At 68.9% G+C, this 15,912-nt stretch carries 13 protein-coding genes and 1 pseudogene; 7 read left to right on the plus strand and 7 right to left on the minus strand.

Translation table 11 applies throughout. The annotated features are described in order from the left end of the window. Positions 1 to 3: 3 nt before the first annotated feature. Both AC0KTM_RS11725 and AC0KTM_RS11730 read right to left on the minus strand, forming a co-directional pair. The gene (locus tag AC0KTM_RS11725; RefSeq protein WP_472415569.1) at positions 4 to 1,392 is read right to left on the minus strand and encodes an HNH endonuclease signature motif containing protein; all 1,389 of its coding nucleotides are present in this window, start codon (positions 1,390 to 1,392) and stop codon (positions 4 to 6) included. 159 nt (positions 1,393 to 1,551) lie between these two features. Then, on the minus strand, positions 1,552 to 2,241 hold the full coding sequence (locus AC0KTM_RS11730; protein ID WP_225328721.1) for a PadR family transcriptional regulator: 690 nt from the start codon (positions 2,239 to 2,241) through the stop codon (positions 1,552 to 1,554). Positions 2,242 to 2,302: 61 nt separating this feature from the next. On the opposite strand from AC0KTM_RS11730, the gene AC0KTM_RS11735 reads away from it, so the two are divergent. Continuing rightward, positions 2,303 to 3,223, plus strand: a complete 921-nt coding sequence (locus tag AC0KTM_RS11735; protein WP_225328772.1) for a TIGR03619 family F420-dependent LLM class oxidoreductase — start codon at positions 2,303 to 2,305, stop codon at positions 3,221 to 3,223. Here the strand turns inward: AC0KTM_RS11735 and AC0KTM_RS11740 are convergent. Then, positions 3,216 to 4,038 (minus strand): annotated as a pseudogene (locus AC0KTM_RS11740) (hypothetical protein). The gene AC0KTM_RS11735 and the pseudogene AC0KTM_RS11740 overlap by 8 nt on opposite strands. 67 nt (positions 4,039 to 4,105) lie before the next feature. On the opposite strand from AC0KTM_RS11740, the gene AC0KTM_RS11745 reads away from it, so the two are divergent. The 6 genes from AC0KTM_RS11745 (at position 4,106) to AC0KTM_RS11770 (ending at position 9,833) form a co-directional block, all read left to right on the plus strand. Next, positions 4,106 to 5,230, plus strand: a complete 1,125-nt coding sequence (locus AC0KTM_RS11745) for an FAD-dependent oxidoreductase (RefSeq protein ID WP_472415570.1) — start codon at positions 4,106 to 4,108, stop codon at positions 5,228 to 5,230. Next, on the plus strand, positions 5,227 to 6,540 hold the full coding sequence (locus tag AC0KTM_RS11750) for an APC family permease (RefSeq protein WP_472415571.1): 1,314 nt from the start codon (positions 5,227 to 5,229) through the stop codon (positions 6,538 to 6,540). Before AC0KTM_RS11745 ends, AC0KTM_RS11750 begins: the two co-directional genes overlap by 4 nt. Positions 6,541 to 6,544: 4 nt before the next feature. Then, positions 6,545 to 7,054, plus strand: coding sequence for a flavin reductase family protein (locus AC0KTM_RS11755; protein ID WP_225328718.1), 510 nt, complete (start codon positions 6,545 to 6,547; stop codon positions 7,052 to 7,054). A 2-nt stretch (positions 7,055 to 7,056) separates the two neighbouring features. Continuing rightward, complete coding sequence (locus AC0KTM_RS11760; protein WP_238955954.1) at positions 7,057 to 7,770, plus strand: pyrimidine reductase family protein; 714 nt, start codon at positions 7,057 to 7,059, stop codon at positions 7,768 to 7,770. Between the two features lie 111 nt (positions 7,771 to 7,881). Continuing rightward, the gene (locus AC0KTM_RS11765; RefSeq protein ID WP_225328716.1) at positions 7,882 to 8,223 is read left to right on the plus strand and encodes a hypothetical protein; all 342 of its coding nucleotides are present in this window, start codon (positions 7,882 to 7,884) and stop codon (positions 8,221 to 8,223) included. Between the two features lie 89 nt (positions 8,224 to 8,312). Then, a complete protein-coding gene (locus tag AC0KTM_RS11770) occupies positions 8,313 to 9,833 on the plus strand; it encodes a serine/threonine-protein kinase (RefSeq protein WP_472415572.1) in 1,521 nt (506 codons plus the stop codon). A gap of 13 nt (positions 9,834 to 9,846) precedes the next feature. Here the strand turns inward: AC0KTM_RS11770 and AC0KTM_RS11775 are convergent, their stop codons facing one another. The 4 genes from AC0KTM_RS11775 to AC0KTM_RS11790 all read right to left on the minus strand — a co-directional run bounded on the left by AC0KTM_RS11775 (position 9,847) and on the right by AC0KTM_RS11790 (position 15,817). After that, on the minus strand, positions 9,847 to 11,337 hold the full coding sequence (locus tag AC0KTM_RS11775; RefSeq protein WP_225328537.1) for an MFS transporter: 1,491 nt from the start codon (positions 11,335 to 11,337) through the stop codon (positions 9,847 to 9,849). A 7-nt stretch (positions 11,338 to 11,344) separates the two neighbouring features. Continuing rightward, the gene (locus tag AC0KTM_RS11780) at positions 11,345 to 12,142 is read right to left on the minus strand and encodes a GAF domain-containing protein (RefSeq protein ID WP_225328536.1); all 798 of its coding nucleotides are present in this window, start codon (positions 12,140 to 12,142) and stop codon (positions 11,345 to 11,347) included. An 82-nt stretch (positions 12,143 to 12,224) separates the two neighbouring features. Further along, positions 12,225 to 14,015: an N-acetylglutaminylglutamine synthetase gene (gene ngg / locus AC0KTM_RS11785; protein WP_225328535.1), complete on the minus strand. Its 1,791-nt coding sequence runs from the start codon at positions 14,013 to 14,015 to the stop codon at positions 12,225 to 12,227. Next, positions 14,012 to 15,817 carry an N-acetylglutaminylglutamine amidotransferase gene (locus AC0KTM_RS11790; protein ID WP_472415573.1) on the minus strand — a complete coding sequence of 602 codons (1,806 nt, stop codon included), beginning with the start codon at positions 15,815 to 15,817 and terminating at the stop codon, positions 14,012 to 14,014. Before AC0KTM_RS11790 ends, ngg begins: the two co-directional genes overlap by 4 nt. Between the last annotated feature and the right edge of the window lie 95 nt (positions 15,818 to 15,912).

The raw sequence follows: 15,912 nt of genomic DNA on the forward strand, positions 1-15,912 counted from the left end.
GTGTTATGCCGCGCCGGGGTTGTCGGCTTCTTCGTCGTCGTCGTGTTCGTGGTGGAGGAGTTTTTCGGGGTGGTGGTAGGTGTTGGTGCGGGGTTGGCCGCGCTCGAGGTGGGGCGGGGGTTTCCATTCGGTGTCGCCGCGGGCGTTTGTGCGGGTGTGCCATCCGCCGGGGTTGAGCATGCGGTGATGCGGGCCGCAGGCGAAGGTGAGATCGTTGATGTCGGTGCTGTGACACTTGCTGTAGTCCGTGGTGTGGTGGACTTCGCAGTAGTAGCCCTTAACCCCGCAGCCTGGGGCGGTACAGCCACGGTCCTTGGCGTACAACACAATCCGCTGCCCCGGGGAAGCGATCCGCTTGGTGTGATACAACGCCAGGGCCTTGCCCTTATCGAAGATCGCCAGGTAGTGATGCGCGTGGCGGCCCAGGCGGATCACCTCACTCATCGGCAGGATGGTGCCCCCACCGGTCAGGGCGCGCCCGGCGGCGGCCTCCAACTCGCCCAGGGTGGTGGTGACGATGATGGAGGCCGGCAACCCGTTGTGCTGACCCAACTCCCCGGAGGCCAACAGCGCCCGCAGTGCGGCCAGCAGGGCGTCATGGCCGCGCTGAGCAGCCGAGCGGGAGTCGCCGTCGATGGCGGCCTGGCTGGGCGTCCCCTCCACACACGGCATCTCATCAAGCGGGTTGCACATGCCCGGCGCGCCGAGTTTGGCCTCCACGGCTTCGACGGTGGCCCGTAGTTCGGGAGTGATCAGCCCCCGCAACTCCGACATGCCGTCGGGTCGTTGGCGGCCCAGGGTCACCCCGCGGCGACGGGCCCGGTCCTCATCGGTGAAAAGACCGTCGGGATTGAGGCAATCTTCCAGGACGTGCGCCAGGCCGTCGAGTTCGTCGGGCCGGTGATACGCGGCGTGGCCGGCCAGATCGGCCTCGACGCGCTCGCGGGTGACCGGGTCGATCCAGCCGGGCAGCCGGTGAAAGAACCTGCGGATCACCGCGATGTGTCCGGCGCCCAGCTCGCCGCGGCGCTGGGCGGCGGCGGTGGCGGCCAACACCGGGGGCAAGGGTTCACCGGTCAGACCATGACGTGGGCCCAGATCGGCGGCCTCTGTGACCCGCCGGCCGGCCTCGGTGTGGCTGATCCGCAACCGGTCAGCGATGGCCTGATCGAGTTTGGCGCCGAGTTCTTGGATGCTGGCTTGGCGGGCCAGGTGATTGATCAACGCATGCTCGGGCACGGGCAGGCGGCGGCGCACGCTTTCGCAGCGCTCCAACAGCGCCAGGCACTCCCGAGGGGCCAGCGCGTCAAAACTCAGCCCTGCCACGCCCTCGAGGGCGGCGTCGAGCGCGTCGAAGGCTTCGACGATCTCCTCACGCGTACTCGAACCCATGCCGCAGACATTACGAAGACCCACCGACAGAAAACCCCGCATTGTGACCACAGAAAACACAGTGACACAAGGGAATTCAATATACGTTCCCGATATCCGAAACCGCACCCGCGTGCACGCAACGAGCGGCGACACAGGGCGAAACGACCGCCGCCACAACTACTCGGCGTCGCGCTTCGCCTGGACCTGCTTTTCGATTTCGCGCCAATACCCCGGCGTGGGACGCGGCTTGCCGAACCCGCCCTTCTCGGCCTTCTTCAGGACGGCGTCGGCCTCGTCGATGTCCTTCATGAGCTCCAGGGCGAACTCACGCTCGGCGGCGTAGTACTTCGCGGCCCAGCGCAACGCGATCACCGAATACGCCCACGCCGGTTCGCCTTCGGCGCCGTCGGCGTCTTCCACCGCCTTGCGATGACGGGCATCGGCGAACGCCACATGTTCTTGCAGCAGTTCCTTGAGCCGAGCCGGATTGGTGAGGTGACCGAACGTAACCCTAAGCAGCACACTGTGTTTGAGCACCGGCGGGTCCACCGGCGCGTCGTTGACCCACTCGATGGCAGCCGCCATGCCGGCTTCGGTGATCTTGTAGAGCCGGCGGGTGCGGGTGCCCTCGTCGCGCTCGACGCGCGACGTGACCAGCCCCATGCCCTCCAACTTCTTCAGCTCCGTATAGATCTGGCTGTAGGACGGGCTCCAGTAGTAGAGATCGACGCTCCAGTCGATCCACTTCTTGAGGTCGTAGCCGGAGATCTCCTCCTCATAGGACATCATGCACAGCAACGCCCGACTGGTGGCCGCCAAGGCGGCGTTCGTCGGCTTTTTGCTGGCAGGGTCCGTTTCGGAGTCCACGTGGCCAGGTTAACAACACGCACCCTAGATTGGGGGACATGGACCGCTGGCTGGGATGCCCGTGAAATTCGCCTTCCCCGTTCCGCACATGCTGCGCCTCAAGGCGATTTCGCAACCCTGGGAAGCGGCCGTCACCGGCCCAGAACAGCGGCGCATGATGCGGTGCGCCGACCAGTGGGGCTACGACATGATCGCGGTGCCCGAACATCTCGTCATCCCGACCGACCACGTCGACTTGTCCGGGGCGCACTACCTGCATTCGACGGTCGCCCAGGCCTTCATCGCCGGCGCCACCGAACGGGTCGTCGTCAATTCCTGCATCACCATCCTGCCGCTGCAACATCCGATCGTGCTGGCCAAAGCGTTGGCCACCGCCGACTGGATGAGTGGCGGCCGGATGATGGTCACGTTCGGCGTCGGGTGGCTGGCGCGGGAGTTCGAGCTCGTCGGCGTGCCGTTCGGGGAACGCGGGCGGATCGCCGACGAGTACCTGGCGGCCATCGTCGAACTGTGGACCAGTGACGCGCCGCGATTCGAGGGCCGCTACGTGTCGTTCGCCGACATCGCCTTCGAGCCGAAACCCGTTCAAAAGCCCCACCTCCCGATCTGGATCGGCGGCGACGCCGACGCCGCGTTGCGCAGGGCCGCCGCCTTCGGTTCGGGTTGGTGGCCGTTCCTTACCAAGCCCGAGCAGATCGCCGAAAAGCTGGACTACATCAAGGCCCAACCTTCCTACGACGGCCGCCCTTTCGAGGTGATGCACGGGTTGGGCACCAACCGAGTGGGCGAAGGGCACGTCGCCCGGCGCGACGCCAGCGATCGGCCGGGCATGAGCGCGGCGCAGATCGTCGACCGGCTGGGCTGGCTCGCCGAGCAGGGCGTGACGATGACCGCGGTTCCCGTTCCGGCCGTCGGTGGCGTGGACGAGTACCTCGACTACGCGCAGTGGGTCATCGAAGAGATCAAGCCGCAGCTCACCTGATCTGCAGCCCGCGCCGGCGCACCCATCCGACCGCTGCGACGCTGCACGCGATCCACACACTGACCGCGATGGCGACGTGGACAACGCTTTTGGTGTCCCGGCCGAACACCGGCCAGATGAGGGCGGGCAATCGCTGCCACAAGACACGGTGCTCCACACCGTTCATCGGATCGGCGACGTGGTACAACGCGTACGGCAGCGCCAGCGCCAAAAGCCAGCTGCGCATGCGGCGCAGATCGCCGCGCTGGCGCCACCGCCGGATCAACGGCTCGACACTGACCGGGTAGAGCACCGACATCAGGTTCCCCACGCCCAGCCACGACACGATCGGCACCGCGACGGTGGGGACCGTAATAGCCAGGCGCGCAGGCGATTCCAGCAACAACGTCAGCACCGTCGCGGCGGCCATGGTCGGCAGCCCGACGATCGCGAGCAGGGCGAGGTTCTTGATCAACAGGATGCGCCCGAACGGCACGCCCGCGGACAGCCCCCGAAGGATGCGGTAATGATCGGCGCCCAGGAAATTGGTGGTGGTGACGTCGGCGAGCACCCACGAAGAGAAGTAGGTGCCAACCAGGATCACCCAATCGTGGTGCCGGCCCACCGGGGTCAGCGGCTGCACCACCAGCCAGGCGGCGGCGATGACCACGTTGGCCACCACACCCATCAGCCAGGTGCGCGGCGGGGTGAACGCCCACCGGACCTCGGCGACGACCGCCGGGACGAGGTCCTTCGCGAAGTCCATGGCGGCGCGCTGTGCCGCGGCGGGACGGGGGGGCCGAGGCTCGCACGAGGGCGCGCAGAAGGGCGTCCAATGACGTGGCCTCCTCGCAATCGGATCGTCGACGTTCGTCCGCACCGTACGCACGGCAGGATAGCCCCATGAACCGAAAGCGCGTCGTCGTCGCGGGACTCGGGGACGCGGGCGTCCTCGCTGCGATCCGGCTGTCCCGGCACGCCGACGTCGTCGGGATCTCGGCCAAACCCGCGCTGGTGAGCGGCCAGGAACTCGGCGTCCGGCTCTCCCGCCCGCACGACTGGGCCCGCGATTACTGGATCCCGTTCGACCGGTTCCGTCGCCTGGACCGCGTCCGCACGGTGCAGGCGACGCTGACCGGAGTGGACCTGGAGGCCCAGACCGTGTTCGGCCGAGGCGACGACGGCGCGACCATCACCGAGGCCTACGACGCGCTGGTCATCTCGACCGGGGTCAGCAATGGGTTCTGGCGCCGGCCGACACTGCAGACCGCCGCCGAGATCGGCGCCGAGTTGCGCGCGGCGCACGACCGGCTCGCCGCCGCCGCGTCGGTGATCGTGGTGGGCGGCGGCGCGGCGGCGGTCAGCAGCGCCCTCAACATGGCGACCACCTGGCCGGACAAGCGGATTGACCTGTACTTCCCCGGCGCGTCCGCGCTTCAGGAGTATCACCCGCGGACGTGGCAGCGGATCCGCACCCGACTGCGCGAGCTGGGCGTCGGCGTGCATCCGGGCCACCGCGCGGTGCTCGGCGAAGGCTTCGTGGGCGACGAACTCACCGACGAACCGGTGCGCTGGAGCACCGGACAACCCCCGGCCAACGCGGACGCCGTGCTGTGGGCGATCGGGCGGGTGCGGCCCAACACCGATTGGCTGCCACCGGAGTTGCTCGACGAGTTCGGGTTCGTGCGCGTCACACCGGAGCTGCGGGTGCCCGGACAGCGGCGCGTCTTCGCGCTCGGCGACGTCGCGGCCACCGACCCCCTGCGCAGCTCCGCCCGCAACCGCGGCGACGCCCTGGTGGCGCGAAACCTCCTCGCGGAGTTCGCGGGCCGCCCGCTGCGCACCTACCGCGCGCCGACGCGGCGATGGGGTTCGTTGGTCGGCATCCAGCCCAACGGGCTGGAGGTCTTCCTGCCCACCGGCCACGCCTTCCGCTTCCCGTCCTGGTCGGTCGAACGCGTGGTGATGCCGTGGTTCGTGCGCTGGGGCATGTATCGCGGAGTGCGCCAGAACGACCCACTCGGGTGAGCGCTCCATCCGGCGACGACGAGCTTCGCCGAAGCCTCGGGGTCGTCGACGCGGTGGTGATCGGGCTGGGGTCGATGATCGGCGCCGGGATTTTCGCCGCGCTGGGTCCCGCGGCGCGCGCCGCCGGTTCGGGACTGCTGCCGGGCCTCGCGCTGGCGGCGGTGGTGGCCTACTGCAACGCCACTTCCTCCGCGCGGCTCGCGGCGCGCTATCCCGCGTCGGGCGGCACCTATGTCTACGGGCGAAAGCGGCTGGGCGATTTCTGGGGATACCTGGCGGGTTGGGGCTTCGTCGTCGGCAAGACCGCCTCGTGCGCGGCGATGGCCCTGACCGTCGGCGCCTACGTCTGGCCCGCGCAGGCGCATGCGGTGGCCGTCGCGGTGGTGGTCGCGCTGACCGCGGTGAACTACGCCGGAGTGGGGAAGTCGGCCTGGCTGACCCGCGTCATCGTCGCTTTGGTGCTGGGCGTGCTGGCGGCGGTGATCGTCGCCGCGTTCAGCTCGGGAAGGGCCGACATCGATCCGTTCCGCCTGGCCGGCGCGACCGTCGGCGGTGTGGTGCAAGCCGCGGGGCTGCTGTTTTTCGCCTTTGCCGGGTATGCGCGCATCGCGACGCTGGGCGAGGAGGTGCGCGACCCGGCCCGCACCATTCCGCGAGCGATACCGCTGGCGCTGACCATCGCCCTGGCCGTCTACGCCCTGGTGGCGGTCGCGGCGCTGTCCGTGCTGGGGCCGGCCCGCCTGGCCCAGAGCGCCGCCCCGCTGGTCGAAACGGCCCGCGCGGCGGGCGCGGCCCGGCTGGTTCCCCTCGTCCAGGCGGGGGCCGCGGTCGCCGCGGTGGGTTCGCTGCTGGCGCTGATCCTCGGCGTCTCGCGCACCACGCTGGCCATGGCGCGAGATCGCCATCTCCCCCACGCGCTGGCCGCCGTGCACCCGCGGTTTCGGGTGCCCCACCGCGCGGAACTGCTGATCGGCGTCGTCGTCGCGGTCCTGGCGGCCACCACCGACCTTCGCGACGCCATCGGCTTCTCCTCGTTCGCCGTGCTGATCTACTACGCCATCGCCAACGCCTCCGCGCTCACCCTCGGGCGCGATGAGGGCCGCCCGCCCCGGGCCGTCCCGGTGGTCGGCCTGCTCGGATGCGTGGTGCTGGCTTTCGCGACGCCACGGTGGTCGGTGCTGTCCGGTGTGACGGTGTTGGGCATCGGTGTCGCCGCCTACGCGATCCGGCGGATCATCTCCCCAATGATGTTGCGTCGCGGCGCAAATCGCGGGAACACGATTCCCCCGGGGTCTGACGGGGAAGACTGACCGGATGGCCGACCCCGAAACCGACCCGGAGACCGAGGCATTCGACAAGCTGGTGGCGGTGCTGAACTATCCGATGTTCGTCGTCACCACGCAGGCCAATGGCACCCCGGCCGGCTGCCTGGTGGGGTTCGCCAGCCAGGCCAGCATTCATCCGCCCCGATTTCTGGTCGGCCTGTCGCGGCGAAACCACACGTTCCGCACGGCCCGCGACGCCACCCACCTGGCCGTGCACGTCTTCGATCACGACCACCTCGACGTCGTCGAGCTCTTCGGCAGCCAGACCAGCGACAAGATCGACAAGTTCGACCGCTGCTCCTGGCACTCGGGCCCCGACGGGATGCCCATCCTCGACGACGCGGCCGCATGGTTCGTCGGTGAGATCCTGGAACGCTTCCCGCTGGGCGACCACGTCGGGCACCTGCTGGCACCGGTCGGCGGCAGCGCGCCACGGGAGCTGGAAAGCTGGGTGTCGTTCGGCGACGTCCGCCAACTGGAACCCGGCCACGAGGCGTGAGGGTGGACCAGACTCCCCGGGTCAGCATCGTCCCCAGCATCGTCGAACTCGCGCCCTTCTACGCCGATCCCCCGGATGGCCTGCGCGCCAACATGATCTTCAGCGCCGACGGAGCCGCCGCGTTCGGCGGGCGCGCCGGCCCGCTGTCGTGTCCCACCGATCAACGGCTGTTACGAATCCTGCGCGGGCTTGCCGACGTCGTCCTGGTCGGAGCCGGCACCGCCCGCGCCGAAAACTATGGCCCGGTGAAGCTCACCGACGCCGCGCGGGCCAGGCGGCACCACGAGGGCCGGTTCGCGCCCCCGCCGATCGCGGTCGTCAGCCGCAGCGGCGAACTGCCCGCCCGGCTGTTCAGCAATCCGGAACAACCACCGATCCTGGTGACCTGCGCGCGAACCGCGGCGCGCCTCGACAATGACGACCGCCTGCGCCTGCTGGTCGCCGGTGAGGACACCGTGGACGTGGCCCGCGCCGTCGCGATGCTGCGTGAGCACGGCATGCACCGCATCCTGTGCGAGGGTGGGCCGACCCTGCTCGACGAGCTGGTGGAGGCCGACGTCGTGACCGAACTGTGCGTCACGCTCGCTCCCCGACTCGCCGCGAGCCAGCCGGTGGGTTACCGCGTGCACCCGGCGCGGTTGACCGCGCCGGTCACGATGCGCCTGGCGCACGCGTTGGTCTGCGAGGACTACCTGTTCCTGAAGTACAGCCGCTGACACCGGTGCGCAAAAGCGCTCGACATGCAGCGGGCAGCTTCCCTTCCTATGATGAGAATGCCCGGCTTGTCGCCTCCCGCGCGCTGCACACAGAAAAGGATCACCGGCCAGGTGAGCAGTTCCGACCACGAGCATGACTATCGAAATCTGGCGGTGAATCGATTGCGCCCCAGCGAAATTCAATGGGCGCTGAACCACGATGCCGTGCACGGGATTGCGTACGCGTTCAGGAATCCCGTCGCGGTCGCCGAGTCCCTCGAGGACCCGGACGACGACCGCAGGACATACCTGGTCCGGGTCAAGCGCGACGACCTGGCCAACGCGCTGGAAAAGATCAACGCGTGGATTTTCGACAATCCCGGCCCGGCCGGCATGCAGGCCTACGGATTCGTCCGGGCGCTGTCTCGCGAAGGGCTCACCGACCGCGCCGCCGGTGACGACGACGTCCGTTAGTCGCGTCCCACGCCCCCGCCCGCGCGGATGCTGTACTTTTCCTGCGGTGAGATCGACGGCCCACCCGCCGGTCTTGATTGGAGTCAGCGATGGGCGACGCGCAGGGCTCGCGGTCGGGGACGATGTTCGGGCCCTACCGCCTGAAGCGATTGCTCGGCCGCGGCGGGATGGGCGAGGTCTACGAGGCCGAGCACACCGTCAAACAGTGGACCGTGGCGCTGAAGCTGATGTCGCACACGTTCAGTCAGGATCCGGTGTTCCGCAAGCGCCTGGAGCGCGAGGCCCGCATCACCGGCAGGCTGCTGGAACCGCACGTGGTGCCCGTTCACGACTACGGCGAAATCGATGGGCAGCTGTACTTGGAGATGCGCCTCATCGAGGGCGTCGACCTCGACCGCCTGCTGGAACGGGAAGGACCGCTGGCCGCGCCGCGCGCGGTGGCCATCATCCACCAGGTCGCGTCGGCACTCGACGCCGCGCACACCGCCGGGGTCACACACCGCGACGTCAAACCGCAGAACATCCTGATCACCGGCGATGACTTCGCCTATCTCGTCGACTTCGGCATCGCCAGCGCCAAGACCGACGAGAAACTCACCCAGCTGGGCACCGCGGTGGGGACCTTGAAATACATGGCGCCCGAACGCTTTTCGAGCGACGCTGCAAGCGACCCTGCATCAAACGATGTGACCTCCCGCGCCGACGTGTACGCACTGGCCTGCGTGCTGTACGAAGCCCTGACGGGGACGCCGCCCTACGGCGCCGACAGCACCGGCGCGCTGGTCAACGCCCACCTGACGGCGCCCATCCCCCAACCCAGCGCGCACGGCGTGAGCCCGGCATTCGACACGGTGATCGCGGGTGGAATGGCCAAGGATCCGAGCGAGCGCTACCCCTCCGCCGGTGCCCTGGCGGCCGCCGCGCACACCGCGCTGAGCAGTCCCGAACGAGAGCGCGCCGAGACGATCCTGCAGCGCGGCGACGCCCCGGCGATCAGCCCGGCGGGCCCGCCGCGCACGCGCTCCCGGCGGCCGATCCTGGCCGCAGCGGCCGCCGCGGCCGTCGTCGCCGCCGCCATCTGCGCCGTCGGCGTCTGGCTCGTGCTGAAGCCGACCAGCGAGCCCTCGCACCGGGCCGGCATCGGGAAAACCGCGCCGCCGAGCACCGCCGCCGGAAGCGGTGACCAGGCCCGCCTGATCAGTCTGCTGCCGCCGGGCTACCTGCCCGGAACGTGCACGCCCGCCACCCCAGAGTCGGGCAGCGTCTGGACGCACGCGGTGGCCATGGTCACCTGCGGGCAGAACACCCAGCCCGGCGGCCCGAGCCGCGCCACCTACGGGCTGTTCGGGACGCCCGACCGGCTGAAGAAGGCGTTCGACGACGACATCGGCAACGTCAGCCTGGTGAACTGCCCGGGCGAGGGACGCTCACCGGTCGGCTGGCACTACGACGAAACCCCGAACGACATGGCCGGCCTGATCGCGTGCGGCAGCTACAACAACCACCCGAACGTGATCTGGTCCAACGACGCGAGGCTCATGCTCAGCGACGTGACCGGCGACCCGGCCACCGTCGAAGACCTGCACACGTGGTGGGACGCGTACGGCTGATCCATCCGGACCGTCAGTCCGGTAGCGCCGAATCCTCTTGGCTTTCGGCGTCTTCGGCGTCTTCCACAGTCAACGGCAACGCCAGCTCTTCCAGCGGGCGCCGCTCGGCGGCGACGCCGAGCCACAGTTCGACCACCCCGGCCGCCGCCATCACCAGCGCTCCGATCAAGAACGACCAGACGACCTCGTTGCGATGCCCCGAGTTGATGAGCTGACCGAACAGCAACGGGCCGGTGATGCCGCCGATCGCCGTCCCCATCGCGTAGAAGAACGCGATCGCCAGCGCCCGCGTCTCCATCGGGAAGATCTCGCTGACCGTCAGGTACGCCGCGCTGGCACCCGCCGAGGCCAGGAAGAACGCAACGATCAGCACCCCGATGAAGGCCCAGACGCCGCCGGCCTGGGTGACGAACACCAACGCCAGCACCACCACCGCGACACCGGAACCGATGTAGGTCAGCGTGATCATCGGTTTGCGGCCGACGGTGTCGAACAGGTGCCCGAGCACCAGCGGGCCGGCGAAATTGCTGAGGGCCCACAACACGAAGAACACCGGCACCATGCCCGACGGCACGGCGTAGAACTGGCTGAGCAGCGTGCCTAGGTTGAACGTGACGCCGTTGTAGAGGAACGCCTGCCCGATGAACAGCGCCAGCCCGAGCACCGCGCGCCGCGGGTAGAGCTTGAAGGCCACCCCGGCGATCTCCCGGAACGAAATCGCCTTGCGCTGACGTATCCGCAGCGGCTTGCCCTGCGGTTCGGGCAGCGCTTCGCCCGTCTCCCGCTGAACCTCGTCTTCGATCTCGCCGACGATGCGCTCGGCTTCCTCCTCGCGGCCGTGAATGAACAGCCAGCGCGGGCTTTCCGGGACGTTGCGCCGCACGAGCAGGACGAAGATGCCGAGGATCGCGCCGATGCCGAAGGCGAGCCGCCACCCGAGGTTGGGCGGAAAGTTCGCGGTGTTCAACAGGATCAGCGCGCCGCCGGCGCCGGCGGCCGAACCCAGCCAATAGGTTCCGTTGATCACCAGGTCGACACGGCCGCGCACCCGCGCCGGGATCAACTCGTCGATGGCCGAGTTGATGGCGGCGTATTCGCCGCCGATGCCGGAGCCGGTGAAGAAGCGGGTCAAGAAGAAATACCAGGGGGCGAACGCGAACGCGGTCGCCACGGTGGCGACCAAATAGATCGCGAGGGTGAGGATGAACAGGTTTCGTCGCCCGAACCGGTCGGTGAGGTGACCGAAGAACAACGCCCCCGAACACGCCCCGGCGATGTAGATCGCGGCCGCCATGCCGATCTGCGCGGGGTTCAGCGCGATGCCGCTGTTGTGCTCCATCAGCCGCGCCGAGACGTTGCCGACCATGGTGACCTCGAGCCCGTCGAGCACCCACACCCCGCCCAGGCCGACCACGACGCGCCAATGAAACCGTGACCACGGCAGCCGGTCCAGCCGGGCGGGCACCTGCGTCGCGATGGACTTCGTTTGCGCGCTCGCACTCATGGGCGTCTCAGTCGTTTTCGTCGTCGGGGTACAGCAGGTCACCGAGCATGAGCCGGTCCTGCTCGCGGTCCAGGGGCATCTCATCGCCGCCACAAACGTAGCGCCCCATGATCTCGGCGATGGTGTGAACTTTGATGTTCGTACGTTGCGAAAGGTCCCGTAGGACGTTCCAGGCGGTGGCCGAATCGCAGTGTTGCGCGTGCATGATCATGCCGACGGCCCGGTCGGTGTCGGCTCGAGAACTCAGAACGGCTTGAACGCTGGCTTCCTGATTGCGCACCGTCTGCTGGGTTGCCAGCCACAACTCGAGTTGCTCCATCACCACCCCGGCCAGCAGTTGGAGGCCAGCAGTTTGCTTGGGGGTGACCTGGCCCGGGTGGGTGTCGAGCACGTTGACCGTGCCCAGGCGGTGCCCGTCCGGGGTGATGATCGGTGCGGCCGCATAAAATCGGATCCCCAACTCGCCGCGCACCAGCGGATTATCGAGAGCCTTGGGGTCGCGCAGGGTATCCGGAATCACATACGGCTCGTCCTGCAGGATCGCCGACGCGCACAGACCCGGATCTCGGCCGATCTGCGTGGTCTCCTCCGGCAAACCCTCAATGGCCTTGAACCAGATGCGGTCCTCATCCACGATCGTCACGGAGGCGAACGGTGCGTTGAACATGCGGGCCGCAATCGCCGCGACACGATCGAAGACTCCGTCTCGTGGAGTGTCGAGGATCGCGAAGCGGCGGACCGCGGCCAGGCGCTGCGATTCCACATCAGCGGCAGTGCCGTCGGGCCGAGTCTTTGCACCGGTCATGGTCGGTGGCTCCTCTCGCGGGTCGGCGTTTTCGGGTGGCAATGGGCCGACCGGATATCGGACCGGCACCGCAGGCGCGGCGTCAGCCACGATCGGAGCGGGACTCCTCGGGCGTCCAGGCCTGCGGCTGCCCGGGGTGGCCGGGGAAGAGGAAATCGATGAAAGCCGCTGCGGTGGGCTGAGGTTCGTGGTTGGCCAGCCCCGGTCGTTCGTTGGCTTCGATGAACGCGTAGTCGGCGCCGGTGACGTCGGGCACCAGCAGGTCGATGCCGGTCACCGGGATGCCGATCGCGTCGGCCGCGGTCACCGCGACCCGGCACAATTCGCTGTTCACCTGCGCGGTGACGTCGTGGATGGTGCCGCCCTGATGCAGGTTCGCGGTGCGACGCACCCGAAGGCGGGTGCCCTGGGGCAGCACATCGTCGAGCTCCCAACCGGCTTCGGCGACGGTCGATTCCGTGAGGTCATCGAGCGGGATGCGGGACTCGCCCCCGGTGGCCGCCGAACGGCGCCGGCTTTCGGCCGCGATCAAGTCCCGCACGCTGTGCTCCCCCGTGCCGATGATCTCCGGGGGCATGCGCAGCGCGGCGGCGACGACGCGGCCGTCGATCACCACGAGCCGAAGGTCGTCGCCGGCCACCCGCTGCTCGATGAGCACGTCCGGGTATTGCTTGCGGGCGCGCGCGAGCGCGGCGGACAGATCGTCGGGCCCGTTGTCGGCGACGACCCCGACCGTGATGCCCTTGCCCTGCTCACCCCGCGTCGGTTTGACGACGACCTCGCCGACCTCCTTGAGGAAGGCGAAGTCGCTCTCGTCGAAGGTGGCCAGGCGGGCGCGCGGCACGGTGATCCCGGCCTCGGAGACCAGGCGCCGGGTCAACCGCTTGTCGTCGCAGCGGCACATCGCCACCGCCGAGGTGTATTCGGACAGCGATTCGCGGGTGATGACGCTGCGGCCGCCGTGGGTGAGCCGCATCTCGCCGGTCTCGGCGTCGAGCACCTCGACCCAGATCCCGCGGCGCAGCGCCTCGTCGGCGATGATGCGGGCGTAGGGGTTGAGGTCGTCGACCGTCTCCGGCGGCGGGCTGAACAACGGCTCGTTGATCGCGTTCTTGCGCTTGATCGCCAGCACCGGGACGCGGCGGAAACCCAACTTCTCGTACAGGCCGATGGCGGCGGCGTTGTCGTGCGCCACCGACAGATCCATGTAGGCGCGGCCCGCGTCGCGGAAGTGCTCGGCCAGGGCCCGGGTGAGGGCCGCGCCGACGCCCGGGAGCCCCGCGGCCGGATCGACGGCCAGCGTCCACAGGCTCGACCCTTCCTCCGGGTCGTTGAACAGCAACTCGTGATCAACCCCGGTGACGGTGCCCACGACGGCGCCGTCCTCGTCGCGCACCGCCAGCAGGTACTTCACCGCCGGCACATGCTGATGGTTGTCCCAGATCACGTCGACCCCGGCCGGGACCATTCCGCAGCGCACGTACACGCGGTTCATGGCGTCGGCGTCGATCGGATCGTTGAGCGTGCGCACCGTCACGCCCAACGGCGCCGGCGGCGAGGTCTTCTTCTTGCCGGTGAAGCGCAGCCGGTAGGTGTGGCTGGGATCGATGAACAGCTCGGTCGGCGCCTCGGCGACCACGACGTGGGATTCGCGGGCGTAGATGCAGATGTCGCGCCGCCCGGGCCCTTCGCGCCGCAGCGCCTCGACCAGGTGCTGGGAGTCGGCGAAGGTCTGGCCGAAAATGAGTCGGCCCCAACCCAATTCGAGCTCGACATCCTTGGCCATCGCATCGACCAGCTCCGGCGGCGAGGCGTCGTGCAGGCCGAGCGTGATCGCTTCGGTGTGGTCGCCGGATGGATCGACCACGGTCATGCAACCGGCCCCGTGACGCCGTGCCGCTGCAACCACAGCTCGAGAAGCGCGATCTGCCAGAGCTCGTTACCGCGCAGCGGGGTCAGCTTGCCATTGGGATTCTCCAGCAGGCTGTCGACCGCTTCCGCGCGAAACAGGCCGCGCTCCTTGGCAACCGGCGCGTAGAGGGCGTCGCGCACCATGTCGAGGTAGGGCCCTTCGAGATGGGTCAGCGCCGGAACCGGGAAATAGCCCTTCGGCCGGTCGATGACCTCTGACGGAACGACCCGCCGCGCAGCCTGTTTCAGGACGCCCTTGCCCTCGTGCGCGATCTTCAACTCCGGCGGGCAGGTGGCGGCCAGTTCCACCAACTCGTGGTCGAGGAACGGAACCCGGCCCTCCAGCCCCCACGCCATCGTCATGTTGTCGACCCGCTTGACCGGGTCGTCGATCAGCATGACGGTGGTGTCGAGCCGCAACGCGCGATCGACGCCCGTCTCGGCGCCGGCCTGAACGAAGTGCTCGGTGACAAACCGGCCGCTGGGGTCGCCGGGCGCCATGATGCCTGGTCCCAGCAGGCCCGCCAGCTCGGCCGAATCACGGTCGAAGAAGGCGCCGCGGTACTCGGCGACCGCACCCTGCAGCGACGCGGCGGCCGGTGAGCCCATCGGCGGGTACCAGTGGTAGCCGGCGAACACCTCGTCGGCGCCCTGGCCGGACTGCACGACCTTCACGTGGCGCGCCACTTCCTGACTGAGCAGGTAGAAGGCGACGCAGTCGTGGCTGACCATCGGCTCGCTCATCGCGCCGATGGCCCCGTCGAGGGCGGGCAGCATCCGGTCGGTCTCGATGCGGATCTGGTGGTGGTCGGTCTCGAAGCGCTGGGCCACGATGTCGGAGTACTGGAACTCGTCGCCCTTGACGCCGCCGGCCGACTCGAAGCCGATCGAGAAGGTGGACAGCCCATGCTGGCCGGCTTCGGCGAGCAGGCCCACGATCAGGCTGGAGTCGACACCGCCGGACAGCAGGCAGCCGACCGGCACGTCGGCGACCAGGCGGCGCTTCACCGCCAGGCGCAGCGTGGACAGCACGGCGTCTTCCCAGTCGCGCTCCGACCAGTCCGCGCGGTCGGCGTGCCGGGTGAAATCGGGCGCCCAGTACGTGGTGACGGTGCGCCTGCCGTCGGGCTCAATCGCGACCAGCGAGGCGGGCGGCACCTTGCGCACCCCGCGCAGGATGGTCGCCGGGGCGGGCACCACCGAGTGGAAGCTCATGTAGTGGTGCAGGGCGACGGGGTCGATGCGGGTGTCCACGCCGCCGCCGGCCAGCAGGGCCGGCAGGGTCGACGCGAACCGGACCCGGTGGCTGTCCTCGGTCAGGTAGAGGGGTTTGATGCCGAGCCGGTCGCGCCCGAGCAGCACCCGCCCGCTGTCGCGCTCGACGATGGCGAAGGCAAACATGCCGAACAGGTGGCTGACGAAGTCGTCGCCCCACCGGTGGTAGGCCTTGATCAGAACTTCGGTGTCGCTGTGCGAGAAGAAGCGGTAGCCGTACCCGCTGAGTTCGCTGCGCAGTTCCTTGTAGTTGTAGATGCAGCCGTTCCAGGCGATGGACAGACCCAGCTCGGAGTCGACCATCGGCTGCGAGCCGGCCTCGGTCAGGTCGATGATCTTGAGGCGACGATGACCGAGCGCGACCCGGCCCTGTGACCAGGCGCCGCCACTATCCGGGCCCCTCGGCGTCAGCACGGCGGCCATCGCTGAGACCGCCGCTACCTCGGGCGCCCGCCCGTCGAGTCGTACCTCCCCGGTGACTCCGCACACCTCTTCGACCCTACCGGGGCCCGATTCGACCCGCGCGTGACGTCCGCCAAAAGCGCTGCAACGGCCCATCAACGCCCATGATCAACGCTTGGTGA

The sequence above is a fragment of the Mycobacterium sp. NTMscope_Eco_3 genome (assembly GCF_976985685.1).